The 15,696-nt window shown below is 70.9% G+C and carries 13 protein-coding genes and 2 tRNA genes; 10 read left to right on the forward strand and 5 right to left on the reverse strand.

Features of this window, described 5'->3' with window-relative positions:
* Positions 1-1,386, reverse strand: coding sequence for an amino acid permease (locus ACZ4U1_RS07810; protein ID WP_467900901.1), 1,386 nt, complete (start codon positions 1,384-1,386; stop codon positions 1-3).
* 364 nt (positions 1,387-1,750) lie between these two features.
* On the opposite strand from ACZ4U1_RS07810, the gene ACZ4U1_RS07815 reads away from it, so the two are divergent.
* Positions 1,751-2,332, forward strand: coding sequence for a biotin transporter BioY (locus ACZ4U1_RS07815; RefSeq protein WP_467900903.1), 582 nt, complete (start codon positions 1,751-1,753; stop codon positions 2,330-2,332).
* A 301-nt stretch (positions 2,333-2,633) separates the two neighbouring features.
* Here ACZ4U1_RS07815 and ACZ4U1_RS07820 read toward each other — a convergent pair whose 3' ends face one another.
* The gene (locus tag ACZ4U1_RS07820) at positions 2,634-4,052 is read right to left on the reverse strand and encodes an amino acid permease (protein ID WP_467900906.1); all 1,419 of its coding nucleotides are present in this window, start codon (positions 4,050-4,052) and stop codon (positions 2,634-2,636) included.
* 215 nt (positions 4,053-4,267) lie between these two features.
* On the opposite strand from ACZ4U1_RS07820, the gene ACZ4U1_RS07825 reads away from it, so the two are divergent.
* Both ACZ4U1_RS07825 and ACZ4U1_RS07830 read left to right on the forward strand, forming a co-directional pair.
* Positions 4,268-4,753, forward strand: a complete 486-nt coding sequence (locus ACZ4U1_RS07825) for a ribose-5-phosphate isomerase (RefSeq protein ID WP_467900908.1) — start codon at positions 4,268-4,270, stop codon at positions 4,751-4,753.
* Between the two features lie 77 nt (positions 4,754-4,830).
* Positions 4,831-5,640, forward strand: coding sequence for an Fpg/Nei family DNA glycosylase (locus tag ACZ4U1_RS07830; RefSeq protein ID WP_467900910.1), 810 nt, complete (start codon positions 4,831-4,833; stop codon positions 5,638-5,640).
* Positions 5,641-5,675: 35 nt separating this feature from the next.
* Here ACZ4U1_RS07830 and ACZ4U1_RS07835 read toward each other — a convergent pair whose 3' ends face one another.
* Positions 5,676-6,917 carry a GNAT family N-acetyltransferase gene (locus ACZ4U1_RS07835; protein WP_467900913.1) on the reverse strand — a complete coding sequence of 414 codons (1,242 nt, stop codon included), beginning with the start codon at positions 6,915-6,917 and terminating at the stop codon, positions 5,676-5,678.
* A 162-nt stretch (positions 6,918-7,079) separates the two neighbouring features.
* Here ACZ4U1_RS07835 and ACZ4U1_RS07840 point away from each other — a divergent pair, with 162 nt between their 5' ends.
* Positions 7,080-8,252, forward strand: a complete 1,173-nt coding sequence (locus ACZ4U1_RS07840; protein ID WP_467900916.1) for a SpoIIE family protein phosphatase — start codon at positions 7,080-7,082, stop codon at positions 8,250-8,252.
* A gap of 46 nt (positions 8,253-8,298) precedes the next feature.
* Positions 8,299-8,745, forward strand: coding sequence for an HD domain-containing protein (locus ACZ4U1_RS07845; protein ID WP_467900919.1), 447 nt, complete (start codon positions 8,299-8,301; stop codon positions 8,743-8,745).
* A 13-nt stretch (positions 8,746-8,758) separates the two neighbouring features.
* Here the strand turns inward: ACZ4U1_RS07845 and ACZ4U1_RS07850 are convergent, their stop codons facing one another.
* Complete coding sequence (locus tag ACZ4U1_RS07850) at positions 8,759-9,859, reverse strand: acyltransferase family protein (RefSeq protein ID WP_467900922.1); 1,101 nt, start codon at positions 9,857-9,859, stop codon at positions 8,759-8,761.
* A gap of 532 nt (positions 9,860-10,391) precedes the next feature.
* Between ACZ4U1_RS07850 and ACZ4U1_RS07855 the strand changes: the two genes are divergently transcribed.
* Positions 10,392-10,586, forward strand: a complete 195-nt coding sequence (locus tag ACZ4U1_RS07855) for a hypothetical protein (RefSeq protein ID WP_030648672.1) — start codon at positions 10,392-10,394, stop codon at positions 10,584-10,586.
* A gap of 65 nt (positions 10,587-10,651) precedes the next feature.
* Positions 10,652-12,793 carry a protein kinase domain-containing protein gene (locus ACZ4U1_RS07860; protein ID WP_467900924.1) on the forward strand — a complete coding sequence of 714 codons (2,142 nt, stop codon included), beginning with the start codon at positions 10,652-10,654 and terminating at the stop codon, positions 12,791-12,793.
* Between the two features lie 84 nt (positions 12,794-12,877).
* Here ACZ4U1_RS07860 and ACZ4U1_RS07865 read toward each other — a convergent pair.
* Positions 12,878-12,948: transfer RNA gene (locus tag ACZ4U1_RS07865), tRNA-Gly, on the reverse strand.
* 162 nt (positions 12,949-13,110) lie between these two features.
* Between ACZ4U1_RS07865 and ACZ4U1_RS07870 the strand changes: the two genes are divergently transcribed.
* The 3 genes from ACZ4U1_RS07870 (at position 13,111) to ACZ4U1_RS07880 (ending at position 15,679) form a co-directional block, all read left to right on the forward strand.
* Positions 13,111-13,187, forward strand: a tRNA-Pro gene (locus tag ACZ4U1_RS07870).
* A 193-nt stretch (positions 13,188-13,380) separates the two neighbouring features.
* On the forward strand, positions 13,381-14,754 hold the full coding sequence (gene tig, locus ACZ4U1_RS07875; protein WP_467900927.1) for a trigger factor: 1,374 nt from the start codon (positions 13,381-13,383) through the stop codon (positions 14,752-14,754).
* 319 nt (positions 14,755-15,073) lie between these two features.
* A complete protein-coding gene (locus ACZ4U1_RS07880) occupies positions 15,074-15,679 on the forward strand; it encodes an ATP-dependent Clp protease proteolytic subunit (protein ID WP_059254987.1) in 606 nt (201 codons plus the stop codon).
* Positions 15,680-15,696 lie beyond the last annotated feature (17 nt).

Consider the following 15,696-nt stretch of genomic DNA (forward strand, 5'->3'; position numbering starts at 1 on the left):
TCAGCGCCGGGCGCGCGCCCGCTGCCAGCCGTAGCCGACGGCCGCCAGGACCAGCGTCATCACACCCGTCGAGTACAGCTGGACCCGGGTGTCCGGCTCACGGGCCATCAGCACGAAGATCGCCGCCATGCCGGCCAGGGCGACCCAGGTCAGCCACGGGAACGCCCACATGCGCACGACCAGCTTCTCGGGCGCCTCGCGCTCGATACGGCGGCGCAGCAGCAGCTGGGAGACCGCGATGAAGACCCAGACGACCAGGATGACCGCGCCGATCATGTTCAGCAGCCACTTGAAGATGTCGTCCGGGCGCCAGTAGTTCAGCACCACGCAGACGAAACCGAGGACGCAGGAGGTTAGGACCGCGATCCGGGGCACCCCGCCGGACAGCCTCGCCAGCGTCTTCGGGCCCTGGCCGCGCTCGACCAGCGAGTAGGCGATGCGCGAGGCGCCGTAGATGTTCGCGTTCATCGCGGACAGCAGGGCGACCAGGACGACCACGTTCATCAGCTGGCCCGCGCCCGGGATGCCCAGGTGGTCGAGGGTGGCGACGTACGGGCCCTTCGCCACGACCTCCTCGGAGTCCCACGGGACCAGGGTGACGACGACCGCCATCGAGCCGATGTAGAACAGGGCGATCCGCCACATCGCCGTCCGTACGGCGGACGCCACGCCCCGCACCGGGTCCTCCGACTCGGCCGCCGCGATGGTGACCGTCTCCAGGCCGCCGTACGCGAAGACCGAGGCGAGCAGGCCGAGCAGCAGGCCCTCGCTGCCGTTGGGCATGAAGTCGGTCAGGTTCGAGGCGCCGGGGGCGTCCGTGCCGGGCAGTACGCCCGCGATGGCCAGCACGCCCAGGATCAGGAAGAGGCTGATCGCGCCGACCTTCAGCGCGGCGAACCAGAACTCGAACTCGCCGAAGTTCTTCACGGCGGCCAGGTTCGCGCCGCAGAACACCACCATGAACAGCGCGACCCACATCCACTGCGGGGTGTCCGGCACCCAGCCCTGGACGATCTTCGCGGCGCCGATGCCCTCCAGGCCGACCGCCGTGCAGAGCAGCACCCAGAACGACCAGCCCGCGGTGAAGCCGGCCCAGGGGCCGATCGCCCGCTCGGCGTGCGCGGAGAAGGAACCGGAGGACGGGTAGGCGGCCGACATCTCGCCGAGCATCCGCATCACCAGCATCACCAGGAGGCCGGAGAGGGTGTAGGCGATCACGATGGACGGACCGGCGGCGGCGATGCCCGAACCGGAACCGACGAACAGGCCCGCGCCGATCACACCGCCGAGGGCGATCATCGACAGGTGGCGCTGCTTCAGGCCATGGGAGAGGGAGCCGTCCGCCCGCTGCTGCGGGGACGTCTCCCTGGTCGTGCTGCTGGGCATGGGGCGCGGCTCTCCCAGTGCGATGGACGGGCAAAAACCCCGCCAGTCTGGGCGGACCGTCCGCTCACGCGAAGAGGTTGCCCACTATCCGGACACCGGCCGCACACAAGGTGAAGGACCGGCTACCGACTGGCGGCGCGTACTTTGGTGGGACCCTACAGTTCTTGATCGACGCGGGGAAGTGAGCGGAACGTCTCTGCCTCCGTGACTGGTATCACGCCCCACCGTGTGTAAGCGGCACCGTTTGTGTGAAGCGCACCAAGTCGCCGTTGCCGCCTTTGTCGACCACTGACGGTGATCGCGCGAGCGCGCCGGTATAGCGTCACGGTGTCCCGACGTGTCCACACCATCCCGCGGAGTCCCCATGAGCACCGCCACCACCGCTGTCCGCCCCGGCGCAGTCCTCGCCGACCTGCTCCCCGCGTCCCGCGTGCGCGACGCCGCCCTCGTCGTCGGCGGCGCCGTGCTCACCGGCCTCGCGGCCCAGCTGTCGGTGCCCGTGCCCGGCTCCCCGGTGCCGGTGACCGGCCAGACCTTCGCCGCGCTGCTCGTCGGCACCTCCCTCGGCGCCCGCCGCGGCTTCCTCTCGCTCGCCCTGTACGCGGTCGCCGGCGTGGCGGGCGTGCCGTGGTTCGCCCAGGGCGCCTCCGGAGCGGGCCTGGTCTCCTTCGGCTACGTCCTCGGCATGCTGCTGGCCTCCGCCCTCGTCGGTGCCCTGGCCCGCCGCGGCGCCGACCGCTCCGCGCTGCGCATGGCCGGCACGATGATCCTCGGCGAGGCCGTCATCTACGCGGTCGGCGTCCCCTACCTGGCCCTGGCCGCCCCCCTCTCCGCCTCCCAGGCGATCGCGGCCGGCCTCACCCCCTTCCTCCTCGGCGACGCCCTCAAGGCCGCCCTGGCGATGGGCGTGCTGCCGACGGCCTGGAAGCTGGTGGGCAAGCGCTGACGCGGTACTTCCCGTAGAAGAGGCCCGCCGGATCCCAGGTCCCCTGGATCCCGGCGGGCCTCTTCCGTGTCCCGGGCCGGCGCACACGGCCGGCCCGAACCGGGGGAGGTGCCCCGGGCGGTGCCGGCCCGTACGGCTCGGTCGCCGCGACGTGGACCCCGCGCACCCCGGCCCGCACCCCGATGGGCAGGCGCAGCCGGCGGTGCGTGCGCCGTGCGCCGTGCGCGTCGGGGAACGCGCAACGGCCGCATGACCTGACGGAAGGCGTCAGGTCATGCGGCCGTGCGGGTCCCGGAAGGGATCAGCCGACGGAGATCTTGTCGGCCGGGGCCTCGGCCGCCGGGGCCGGGCGGTTCGCCGTGATCCGTTCCTTCACCACGGCGATCACCAGCACGACCGCCGCGACCAGCAGCGACAGCAGCACGGTCTCCCGGCCGTCGTGCTCGGTGTCGGTCAGCATGTAGCCGAGGACGAACACGATCAGCGCGGCCGTCGCCCAGGTCAGGTACGGGTACAGCCACATCTTCACGATGAGCTTCTCCGGCGCCTCCCGCTGGAGGATCTTCCGCATCCGCAGCTGCGAGAAGCAGATGACCAGCCACACGAACAGCGCCACCGCGCCGGAGGAGTTGACCAGGAAGAGGAAGATCTTGTCCGGGGACAGGTAGTTGAAGAAGACGGCGACGAAGCCGAACACCACCGACGCGAGGATCGCCGCCAGCGGCACACCCCGGCTGTTGACCCGGGCGAACGCCTTGGGCGCGTCGCCCCGCTCGCCGAGCGAGAAGGCCATGCGGGAGGCCGTGTACAGGCCCGAGTTCAGACAGGACAGCACCGAGGTCAGCACGATGAAGTTCATGATCTCGCCGGCGTGCGCGATGCCCAGCGAGTTCAGCGCGGCGACGTAGGAGCCGTCCTTCGCGATGGACGCGTCGTCCCACGGCAGCAGCGAGACCACGACCAGGATCGAGCCCAGGTAGAAGACGCCGATCCGCCAGATGATGCTGTTGGTCGACTTGGTGACCGCCTGCTGCGGGTTCTCGGACTCACCGGCCGCCAGGGTGGCGATCTCGCTGCCCATGAAGGAGAAGACGACCAGCAGCACACCGGTGAGGATCGCCCCCGGACCGTGTGGCAGGAATCCGCCGTGCGAGGTGAGGTTGCCGAAGGAGGCCTTCTCGGCGTCCACGCCCGGCAGCACGCCGAACACGGCGAGCAGGCCGACGACGATGAACGCGCCGATCGCCACGACCTTGATCCCGGCGAACCAGAACTCGAACTCGCCGTAGGAGCCGACGGAGACCAGGTTGGTCGCGGTCAGCACGATCATCACGATGAGTGCCCAGCCCCACTGCGGGACGGCCGGTACCCACCCTTCGAGAATCTTTGCGCCGGCGGTCGCCTCGACGGCGAGCACGACGACCCAGAAGAACCAGTAGAGCCAGCCGATGGAGAAACCGGCCCAGCGGCCCAGCGCGCGGTCGGCGTGCGCGGAGAACGAGCCGGAGGTCGGGTTGGCCGCGGACATCTCGCCGAGCATGCGCATCACGAGCACGACGAGCGTGCCGACGAGGGCGTAGGACAGGAGGATGCCGGGTCCCGCGGTGGCGATACCGGAACTGGAGCCGACGAAGAGACCGGCTCCGATGACGCCACCGATCGCGATCATCGACAGGTGGCGGTTCTTGAGTCCTGCTTGGAGGCCCGAACCAGGGGTCATGGTGGGTTTCCTTTGCGCCAGGTGTGGAGCTGCCCGTACGAGCGGTGTACGAGTCGGTCCAGTGAATCCGAGGCGAACAGATTGGGGAACCTCTGAATCCGTATCGTTACTTGAGGTTCCCTTGAGGATCTATGGCCTCGCTCACATTTTTCGGGCGCTTTCACCCCCCGCACCCTGAGGCTGCTGCCCGGGAACGGCCGTGTCACACTCGTGGCATGCGCGTGTATCTCGGCTCCGACCATGCGGGCTACGAACTCAAGAACCACCTCGTCGAGTGGCTGAAGGCCGCCGGCCACGAGCCCGTCGACTGCGGGCCGCACATCTACGACGCCCAGGACGACTACCCGCCCTTCTGCCTCCGCGCCGCGGAGCGGACGGCCGCGGACGAGGCCGCCCTCGGCATCGTGATCGGCGGCTCCGGCAACGGTGAGCAGATCGCCGCGAACAAGGTGAAGGGCGTGCGCGCGGCGCTCGCCTGGAGCGAGGAGACGGCGGCGCTCGGACGTCAGCACAACAACGCCAACGTGGTGGCCGTGGGTGCGCGGATGCACAGCACGGAGGAGGCGACCAAGTTCGTCGAGGTCTTCCTCAACACGCCGTTCTCGGGCGACGAGCGGCACCTCCGCCGGATCGACATGCTGTCGGCCTACGAAACGACAGGCGACCTCCCCCCGATCCCCGCCCACCACCCCCAGCAGTAGCCCTTCGGCCCACGCCCCTCCACCCGGCCACCCGGCTCGGCCGGCTGGAGGGGCCGGCAGGAAAGGACACCTCCGCCGTGCCAGAAGGGCACACCATTCACCGGCTGGCCCAGGACTACGCCGACCGCTTCCTGGGCAGGCCCGCCCGCGTCACCAGCCCCCAGGGCAAGTTCTCCGACGCCGCCGCCCTCCTGGACCGTACCGAGCTGACCGCCACCGAAGCCCACGGCAAGCACCTCTTCCTGCGGTTCCGGCACGCCGACTGGGTCCACATCCACCTCGGCCTCTTCGGCAAGGTCGGCTTCGGCGAAGCCCCGCCGCCCCCGCCGACGGACACCGTCCGGCTCCGCCTCGCGAACGACACGTCGTACGTCGACCTCCGCGGCCCCACCACCTGCGCCCTGATCACGGACCCCGAGAAGCGGGCGGTCCACGACCGCCTCGGCCCCGATCCGCTCCGCACGGACGCCGACCCGAACGCGGCGTACCGGAAGATCTCCCGTAGCCGTACCACGATCGCCGCGCTCCTCATGGACCAGAAGATCGTGGCCGGCGTCGGCAACGTCTACCGCGCCGAGGTCCTCTTCCGGCACGGCATCGACCCGTACCGCGCGGGAAGGGACATCACCCCGCCCGAGTGGGACGCGCTCTGGACCGACCTGGTCGAGCTGATGCGGGAGGGCGTGCGGAACAACCGCATCGACACCGTCCGCCCGGAGCACACCCCGGAGGCGATGGGCCGCCCGCCCCGCGTGGACGACCACGGCGGCGAGGTGTACGTCTACCGCCGCGCCCCCCTGCCCTGCCACGTCTGCGGCAGCGAGATCCGCACCGCCGGCCTCGCCGCCCGCAATCTCTTCTGGTGCCCGACCTGCCAGAGACGGTGACCTGCCGGAAACGGTGACCTGCCCGAAACGGTGACCTAGAAGCCGTGCGGCAGCCACGGGGCCACGGCTGATCCGAAGCCCACCGAGGCCTCCGCCAGCGCCCCCGGCCGCAGCTCCCGTACCCGTCCGGCCGCCGCCAGCGACAGCAGGCTCACCCCGCCCAGATAGGCCGCGCCCAACTCCCGTACGGACAGGGCGAGATCGGCCGGGTCGGCCGTACGCTCGCAGGACGCGCCCTTCGGGTCACCGGTCAGCCGCCAACGCCCGGTGTTCCAGGGACAGAAGGCGTCCTCGACCTCGAACACCACGTCCACGGGCGTCAGATACGTACGCGCCGACAGGGCCGCTCCCACGTCCACGAGCCGGACGTACCCGGCGTCCCGCGGCTGCGGCAGACAGCGGCGCAGGTCGGAGACCAGGTACTGCCAGGTGTCGTCGACCGGCCGTGACCGCACCCTGAGCGTCGTCATCAGGTCGATGCCGAACAGGAAACGCCACAGCGCGCCCTCGCTCGCGGGGTCGAGCGCGCCCAGGTCCTCCAGGGTCACCGTGCCGTCGTGACCGCTCGGCCCCCAGCCCATCTTGGTGCGGAAGCGCGCGTACCCGGTGACCTCGCCGTCCCGTTCGGCGACCACGCACTGCAGTGCCGACGCCCCCTCCCGCTCGCTCTCCGGGTCGACCAGCCCGGCCCGCTCCCAGCCGGGCTGCCGCGCCAGCATGCCCGGGCGCCGGGGCACGAGGGCCGCGTACACCGCCTCGCACTCCTCCAGGACGTCCGCGGGCGGCGCGTACCGCACCCGCACCTCGTCGGTGCCCGCGGGCAGCGCCAGTGCCACCCGGCCGGTGTCGATCTCCGCGTTCAGCTGGAAGGTCGCCGTGCCGTACCCGAAGCGGCCGTAGATCGCGGGCTCGGAGGCGAACAGCGCGGCCAGCGGCTCGCCCTTGGCGCGCGCGTCGTCCAGCAGCCGCCGCATCATCGACGTCATCACCCCGCGCCGCCGGTGCGTCGCGGCCACACTGACCATCGTCACGCCGGCGGTGGGCACCACCGCCCCGCCCGGCACGGTCATCCGGAAGCTGAAGGCCCCGGACGTACCCACGAGCGTGTTCCCGTCCCAGACGGCCAGGGAGCGGTCGAACTCGGTGAGCGATTTGTCCAGTTCGCGCTCTTCGGCGGAGGCCGGTCCGCCGCCGAAGGCGCGGACCACGTGGTCCCACCACCGGTCGAACTCCTCCGGGCGCAGCGTCTTCAACTCGGTCCCGTGGTCAGTCCCCATGAGCCATGCCTATCAGGGCGAAGGGGGACGAGCCACCGATTTTCTCCCCGGTTTCTCCCCGGCCGAATTCCGGCGGGCGGACGGCGAAGTGGAATCTCGCAGGGGGGACAAGTGGGACCTCCCGTGCCAAGCGGCCGGTCCGCTGGATAGGGTCGCGAACTAATGGCAGCAGGACGACAGCGGCGCTCGAAGGCCGAGACGTTCACGGCCCGGTGGAACAAGCAGTGGCACCGGGTCCGCGTCGGCCTGCGCAAAAGCGCCGTGGACTACTTCCGCGGGGACGGCTCCGACTGGATCGCCTTCGCCGGACTGCTGCTGACCGTCCCGGTCCTCGCCGCCATGACCCTGTTCGACTCGGTGTGGTGCTCCCCGGCCACCCTGGTGCTGCCGATCGTCGCCGGCGGCCTGCTGCTGCGCCCGGCGAGCCTGCTCGGGCTGTACGCGGCGGCGGCCACCGCGCTCATCGTGGAGTCGGTGCGGCTCGGCCCGTACACCGAGGGCCCCTCGCGGGTCACCCCGGGCATCGTACTGGTGGTCGCCGCGTGCGGCTTCTTCGGGCTGCTGACCGCGCAGTTCCGCAGCCGGGTCGGCGTGCCGTGGCGGCGCGGCGGCACCATGCTGTTCGACCTGCGCGAGCGGATCCGGGTGCAGAGCAAGCTGCCGAAGCTGCCGCGGGGCTGGCACCACGAGATGGCGCTGCGTCCGGCGGGCGGCCAGTCCTTCTCCGGTGACTTCGTCGTCGCGGCCCGCACCAACGGCGGCCGCACGCTGGAGGTCGTGCTGACGGACGTGTCCGGCAAGGGCATGGACGCCGGGTCGCGCGCCCTGCTGCTGTCCGGCGCCTTCGGCGGCCTCCTCGGCTCGCTGCCCCCGCACGCCTTCCTCCCGGCCGCCAACGGCTACCTCCTCCGCCAGGACTGGGACGAGGGCTTCGCCACCTCCATCCACCTCGTCCTGGACCTGGACTCCGGGGACTACGAGCTGTACTCCGCCGGTCATCCGCCGGGGCTCCAGCTCAGCGCGGGCAGCGGGCGCTGGGAGGAGAAGGCCGCCGAGGGCCCGCTGCTCGGTGTGTACGACGGTGCCCAGTTCGATCCCGTGAAGGGCTCGCTGCGGCCCGGAGACGTGTTGATGCTGTTCACGGACGGATTGGTGGAGACCTCCGACCGGGACATCGTGGAGGGCATCGACCGGCTCACCGGCGAGGCCGACCGCTATGTCGCCGGAGGTTTCCACGGCGCCGCCTGGCATCTCATCGAGGCGGTGGCGAAGGACGTCAACGACGACCGGGCCCTGCTGCTGATCTGCCGCGAGGCGTCGGCGAACGGCCGCTGAGCACCACCGCCGGACGGCGGACCCCGTGCCGGGAGACACTGGGCCCATGAACCGTCTCACGCTCGCCGAGGTCGAGGCCGTCGCGCGCGCCGCCCACGAGGGACAGACCGACAAGGCGGGACGGCCGTACGCCGAGCATCTCGCGGCCGTCGCCGAGGGCGTGCGCGCCCGCGGCGGCGACCCGGAGCAGATCGCGGCGGCCTGGCTGCACGACGCCGTCGAGGACGACGCGCTCAGCCGGGAGTGGCTGGCCGCCGCCGCCCTGACCCCGCGCACCAAGGCCATCGTGGACGCCCTCACCAAGCGGCCCGGCGAGGAACCGGAGGCGTACGCGCGCCGCGTCCTCGCCACCCCGGGCGCGCCGCTGGTGAAGGAGGCCGACCTGGCGCACAACGCCGACCCGCGGCGCCTCGCGGTCCTCGACGAGCCGACCCGGACACGACTGACCGAGAAGTACGCCCGGATGCGCGCACTCCTCGGTCTCGAACCGTGAGCCGGGGCGTCGGCTAGACGCCGGCCTTCTCCCGCGGCTTCTGCCGCTCGCGGGCCAGTTCGGCCGCGTCCTGCCGGAACGCCCACTCCATCCTCGGCTCCATCGCGAACCGGAAGACCCGCTGCACCGGCCGGGTGCACAGCGCCGTGACGGCCGCCGCGGCCAGCACGGTCACCAGGATCTCGCCGAGCGGGCGGTGCAGCGAGGGGTGCTCGAACCAGCCGCGGTAGTCGCCGAACTTCACCAGGAAGCCGTGCAGCAGGTAGCCGTAGAGGGTGCCCGCGCCGAGCGCCGTGAACCACATCTGCCGGCGCGGCACCCAGGCGAAGAAGCAGGCCGTCAGCAGCAGCGAGCAGCCCATCATGGCGAGCGTCATCACCGGGCCGCACCACCACGGGGCGCCCAGCTCCTGGGCGGAGTCGCGGTGGTAGAACCACGCGGTGTTCATGCGCGGCACCGCCCACCAGCCGACCATCAGCGCCGCCGCGAACACCGGCACCGAGGCGATCCGCACCGAACGCCGGCGCACCAGGTGGAAGTGCTCGGCCTTCATGCACAGGCCGAGCACGAAGTACGGCAGGAACTGCAGGACGCGCTGCAGGTCGAGGTCGTCACCGATGTTCGGGGTGACGGTCGCCAGCATCGCGATGCCGAGGGCCAGCGGCAGCGGCCGGCGCACCAGCTTCCAGAAGGGCGTGGTCAGCCGCCAGACGAACAGGGCGACCAGGAACCAGGTCAGGTACCAGGGGTCGAGAAGGCTGATCTCCTCGTGCGAGCCGGTGACGGCGTTCTTGAAGAGCGGGTACGCCGTCTCGAACAGGACGTACGGCACGGCGACGCCGGTGATGAGCCGCTTCAGCCGGTCCGGGCGCATGTCGAAGCTGCGTGAGAAGAAGCCGGAGATGATGATGAACGCCGGCATGTGGAAGGAGTACACGACGGTGTACAGGCCCTCCAGGATGCGGCTGTCGCCCTTCAGCGGCTCCCAGGCGTGCCCCATCGCCACGAGCACGATGGCCAGGTACTTGGCGTTGTCGAAGAACGCGTCGCGCTGCCGCCCGGGTCCGGGTCTGTCCGCCGCCGGCTGCTGTCCGCGCTGCGTCTGCGCGCTCATCGGGGTACGCGGAGAGGGCACTCCGTCCGCCGGCGGCTGTGCCGGGGGGAGCGGCCTGCGGTTCTGGCCGGGGGACGAGGCGGCGTCAAACATCTGAGGCACCCTAGCGTCGTCTGAGGGATTTCGTAAAACTCCCGCAGTCATTCCTGGTTATCGGCTTCGGGTACCCGCTCTTTTACCGAACGTGCCGTCCTTGTCCACGTGATGGTGGGCACACTCGGGTCGTCAGTTCAGCCGTGATGTCCCGATTCATCCTGACTAATTGGGGCATACGTCGCCTCTGTGTCATCAATTCGAATTACCTGCGCACATGATGTGTGGACACGGAAACGAACTCGCGGAATTCCCCCGGGAGTCGAGTGCCGGCGGCCCCTCGAATTACTGTGCGGAAGATCGCCCGCACCGGCACCTCCGCCGACGTTGTGTCATGCGCCGCATGATGCGGGCGGGTTGGTGGCACGATGGTTCTGGCGGGGGTGCGCGGGCCGTACCTCCGGGCCGGGAGAGCGGACCGACCAAGGGTGTGATCAGTGTGGCCATTTCACTGTCCGTGGTGCTGCTGTTGGCGATCATCCTGGTGGTCCTGATCCGGGGAGGGAACATCAAGGCCGGCCCCGCCATCGTCGCGATCCTCTTCGGCTTCTTCCTGGCCTCGACCGGCATGGCACCATCGATCAATCGCTTCCTGAACTCGATAGCGGAGTCCATCAACTCGATCAGGTTCTGACCCGGCGGGGGAGCCGGCAGGCCTGAGCGGGCCGCACAGCTGAAACAACGGGGGTACGTACGGGAATGGCGCTGCGCGACTCGGACCCGGCGGAGATCGGCGGCTACCGCATCGAGGACCGCCTCGGCAGCGGCGGCATGGGCGTGGTCTACCTGGCCCGCTCCGCCTCCGGCCGCCGGCTCGCCGTCAAGGTCGTCCACGGCCAGTACGCCGACGACGACGAGTTCCGCACCCGGTTCCGCCGCGAGGTGGCCGCCGCCCGCCAGGTCAGCGGCGCCTTCACGGCACCCGTCGTGGACGCCGGCGCCGACGCGCCCCGCCCCTGGATGGCCACCCTCTACATCCCCGGCGAGGACCTCGGCACCCACGTCCGCCGGCACGGCCCGCTCCCGCCCGACCGGCTGCGCGAACTCGCCGCCGGCCTCGCCGAGGCCCTGCGCGACATCCACCGCGCCGGAGTCGTCCACCGGGACCTGAAACCGGCCAACGTCATGCTCGCCGAGGACGGCCCCCGCGTCATCGACTTCGGCATCTCCCGCGCCGCCGAGGCCGCCGGCATGGACGCCCTCACCCAGACCGGCCGCGTGATGGGCACCCCGCCCTTCATGTCCCCCGAGCAGTTCGCCTCCCCGCACGAGGTCGGCCCGGCCACCGACATCTTCTCCCTCGGCGCCGTCCTCGTGTACGCCGCCACCCGGCGCGGCCCCTTCGACAGCCCGAGCCCCTGGGAGACCGCCACCCGCGTCGTCGAGGGCACCCCCGACCTGACCGGCGTCCCCGACGATCTGCTCCCCTTCGTCCGCCTCTGCCTGGAGAAGCACCCCAAGTCCCGCCCCGGCCCCGACGAACTCCTGCACCTGCTCCGCGAGGGCCGGCTGCCCGACCCGCGCCCCGAGCCCGACGTGCCGGACACCGAGCCCGTCCGCCCGCGCAGGCGCCGCTGGTGGCCGGCCGCCGTCGCCACCGGCGCCGTACTGGCCGCCGTGGCCGCCACCACCGTCCTCGCCCGCGCCGGCGGCGGCGAGGACCCGCACGACCTGCCGGCCGGCTGGCACGCCTGGCACCGGCAGGCCTCGGACCCCACGGCCGGCGACCCGCAGACCATGGGGCCGAGCGAACCGTTCAGCCGCTGCACCATCGCCGACAAGGCACTGCTGTGCGCCGGCGACGGGATCATGGCCGCCCGCTTCACCCTCGCCGAGGGCCGGAACACCTGGACCCGGCCCATGGACCCCACCCCCGCCGAGACCTCCGCCAGCGGCGGCGGCACGATCATCGGCGCCCGCCCCGGCGCCGTGTACGCCTTCGGCGCCGACAGCACCGACATCAAGAAGGGCGAGGAGCCCCAGAGCCGCACCCGGTACACCGTGCAGGCCCTGAACCCGGACACCGGCAAGCCGCTGTGGAGCACGGTCGTCGCCGACAACATCGACGGACCCGGACCGGAGTACGCCGGCGCCGTCGCCACCCCGGCCGGGGTCATCACCAGCTACGGCGACATGTCCGACTCCTACGCCCTGCTCGACGCCACGCACGGCAAGGTCCGCTGGCGGCACAGACTGCCCGACGGCGCCGACAGCGACTGCGTACTCACCGACGCCGGCGGCCGGCCGTACCTGCTCTGCCACACCTCGGACGACAACGGCGACAACGCGCGCACCACCGTCGCCCTGCTCGACCCCGCCACCGGAAAGCCCCGCTGGAAGGTCACGGCCAAGGGCACGCTGTCCCAGCTGGGCCACACCCGGGGCCACCTCGTGCTCGGCACCGACCCGCTCGCCGAGAAACTGACCGGCCTGACCCTGATCGACGCCTCCTCGCACGTCCTGACGACCGTGAAGCTGTCCACCCCGCGCAACGCCTCCGGCGGCTACGTCGTCCGCGGCACCCTCTACCTCACCCTCACCAGCGGCAGCGTCCGCGCGATCGACCCGCTCACCGGACGCGAGCGGTGGCAGAGCAACTCCACCGTCGAGCAGCCCGGCCCGCCCACCGCCTCCGCCACCCGGCTCTACCTGGCCTCGCCCACCGGCCGGCTCGCCGCCCTCGACCTGCGCACCGGCAGGGTCACCGGCACCCTCCCCGGCCGCGACGACGGCGACAGCAGCTCCGGCAGCACCACGGCGGCCCCCGTCCTGTCCGGCGACGCCCTCTACGTCCCCTACGGCATGCGCGCGGTCTACAGCGTGGACGTCAGGGACCTGTAGCACCCGCCGGCCGGGGTGGGGGCCCGGGAGACACACCAGGGGCCCGGCACCGCCGAAGCGGAGACCGGGCCCCTGGACCGAAAGAGCGGGCGACGGGAATCGAACCCGCGTAGCTAGTTTGGAAGACTAGGGCTCTACCATTGAGCTACGCCCGCAGCGCTGCGCCGCAGATCGGGTGACCGCGGCACTGAAGGCATCGTAGCGGGTCGCCCGCCGCCGAGGCCAACGAGTTGGACCATGCCGGCACCACGCGTCCCGCCTCGGAGAATACGGCCGACGGAACGGGCCCGGGCATGTACCCTACGTGTCGCACCAGACGGGGTGTGGCGCAGCTTGGTAGCGCGTCCGCTTTGGGAGCGGAAGGCCGTGGGTTCAAATCCCGCCACCCCGACCACCGGCTCATGACGTCCCGGCTCACGACGTCGTGATGATCGCCTTTTGGGGCGCTGACCGGCTGCGGTTACTATGCAAGCTGCGCGCCCGTGTGTCCCGGCCCTCACGGCCTCGAACTCCTCCGGGCGGCGAAATCCGCCGGGCCCGTCAGGCTCCGGCAGAACCCGAGAAGTCAGCCACAAGGAGACCGAACCGTGAAGAGCGCCGTGGAGACCCTGAACCCGACCCGGGTTCGGCTCACTGTCGAGGTGCCCTTCGAGGAGCTCAAGGACAGCCTCGACGCGGCGTACAAGAAGATCAACCAGCAGGTCACGGTGAAGGGCTTCCGTAAGGGCAAGATCCCCGCCCGCGTGATCGACCAGCGGTTCGGCCGCGGTGCGGTGCTGGAGGAGGCCGTCAACGACGCGCTGCCCAAGTTCTACACCGAGGCGGTCAACGAGGCCGAGCTGAGCCCGCTGGGCCAGCCCGACGTCGACATCACCGAGCTGAAGGACGGCGAGACGCTGAACTTCACCGCCGAGGTCGACGTCCGCCCCGCCCTGGAGATCCCGGACTACTCCGGCATCGAGGTCGAGGTCGACGCCGTCGAGGTGACGGACGAGGACGTGGAGAAGTCGGTCGAGCAGCTGCGCGAGCGCTTCGCCTCCACCTCCCCGGTCGAGCGTGCCGCCGAGGACGGCGACGTCGTCACCATCGACCTCGAGGCCAAGGTCGACGGCGAGGTCCTGGAGGACGGCATCGCCAACGGTGTCTCGTACACCATCGGCTCCGGTGAGCTGCTGGACGGCATCGACGACGCCGTGAAGGGCCTGTCCGCCGGTGAGGAGGCCACCTTCACCTCCGAGCTGAAGGGCGGCTCCGCCGCGGGCAAGGAGGCCGAGGTCACCGTCAAGGTCACCCAGGTCGCCGCCCGCGAACTGCCGGAGCTGGACGACGAGTTCGCACAGCTGGCCTCCGAGTTCGACACCCTGGAGGAGCTGAAGGCCGACAGCCGCAAGCGCCTCGCCAACATGAAGCAGTTCGACCAGGCCACCCAGGCCCAGGAGCGCGTCCTGGAGAAGCTGCTGGAGCTGGTGGAGGTCCCCGTCCCCGAGAAGCTCCTCGAGGACGAGATCAACACCCGCAAGCACAACCTGGAGCACCACCAGCTCGGCCAGATGGGCCTCACCCTCGACAAGTACCTGGAGATCCAGGGCAAGACCGCCGAGGAGTTCGAGACCGAGACCCGCGAGGCCGCGGTCAAGGGCATCAAGACCCAGTTCGTCCTGGACGAGCTGGTCAAGAAGGAGCAGCTCAACGTCAACCAGGAGGAGCTCACCGAGCACCTCATGCGGCGCGCCGCCTCCTCCGGCATGTCCCCCGACCAGTTCGCCCAGGCCGTCGTCGAGGGCGGCCAGGTTCCGCTCCTGGTCGGCGAGGTCGCCCGCGGCAAGGCCCTGGCCGTCGTGGTCGAGGCCGCCACGGTGAAGGACACCAACGGCGAGATCGTCAACCTGGACGACGAGGAGGAGGAGACCGAGGCCGCGGCCGAGGCTTCCGAGTCCACCGAGGAGAAGCCCGAGGCCTGAGCGGCCCTACGGCGCCTCTGACGCACGTACGACGGGCCCCTGGGGAGTGTCTCCCGGGGGCCCGTCCGTCGTCCCCGGGGGCAGTGCCCCAGGGGCGCGGGGAACCGGCGAACAACCCCCGCGCACCCGCACCCCGACAAGCACCCGCACCACCCCCCACGAACCGCACCGGCGCCCCTGCGGAGCACTACGCCCCGGGCGAACACCCGCATTCCCGGGATTCCCCGAAGGGACCCTCGCGTTAGGGTCCATGAAAGGCAGAACAATGAGACGGCCCGGCGCCGTCGTAAGACGAGCAGGTGGATACGTGACGAATCTGATGCCCTCCGCCGCCGGCGAGCCTTCCATCGGTGGTGGCCTCGGCGACCAGGTCTACAACCGGCTGCTCAATGAGCGGATCATCTTCCTCGGTCAGCAGGTCGACGACGACATCGCCAACAAGATCACCGCACAGCTGCTGCTCCTTGCCGCCGATCCGGACAAGGACATCTACCTCTACATCAACAGCCCGGGCGGCTCGGTGACGGCCGGCATGGCGATCTACGACACCATGCAGTACATCCCCAACGACGTGGTCACGATCGCCATGGGCATGGCGGCCTCGATGGGCCAGTTCCTGCTCACCGGCGGCGCCCCGGGCAAGCGCTTCGCCCTGCCGCACGCGGACATCATGATGCACCAGGGCTCCGCGGGCCTCGGCGGCACGGTCTCGGACATCAAGATCCAGGCCGAGTACCTGATGCGCACCAAGAAGCGCATGTCCGAGCTGACCGCGCGGCACTCCGGCCAGACGGTCGAGACGATCATCCGCGACGGCGACCGCGACCGCTGGTTCACCCCGGAGGAGGCCAAGGAGTACGGTCTCATTGACGAGATCATCACGCACGCCTCGGGTGTTCCGGGAGGCGGCGGCACCGGTGCCTGACCGGTCCGGCCACGCCA

This window comes from Streptomyces sp. NPDC028928, assembly GCF_055564915.1.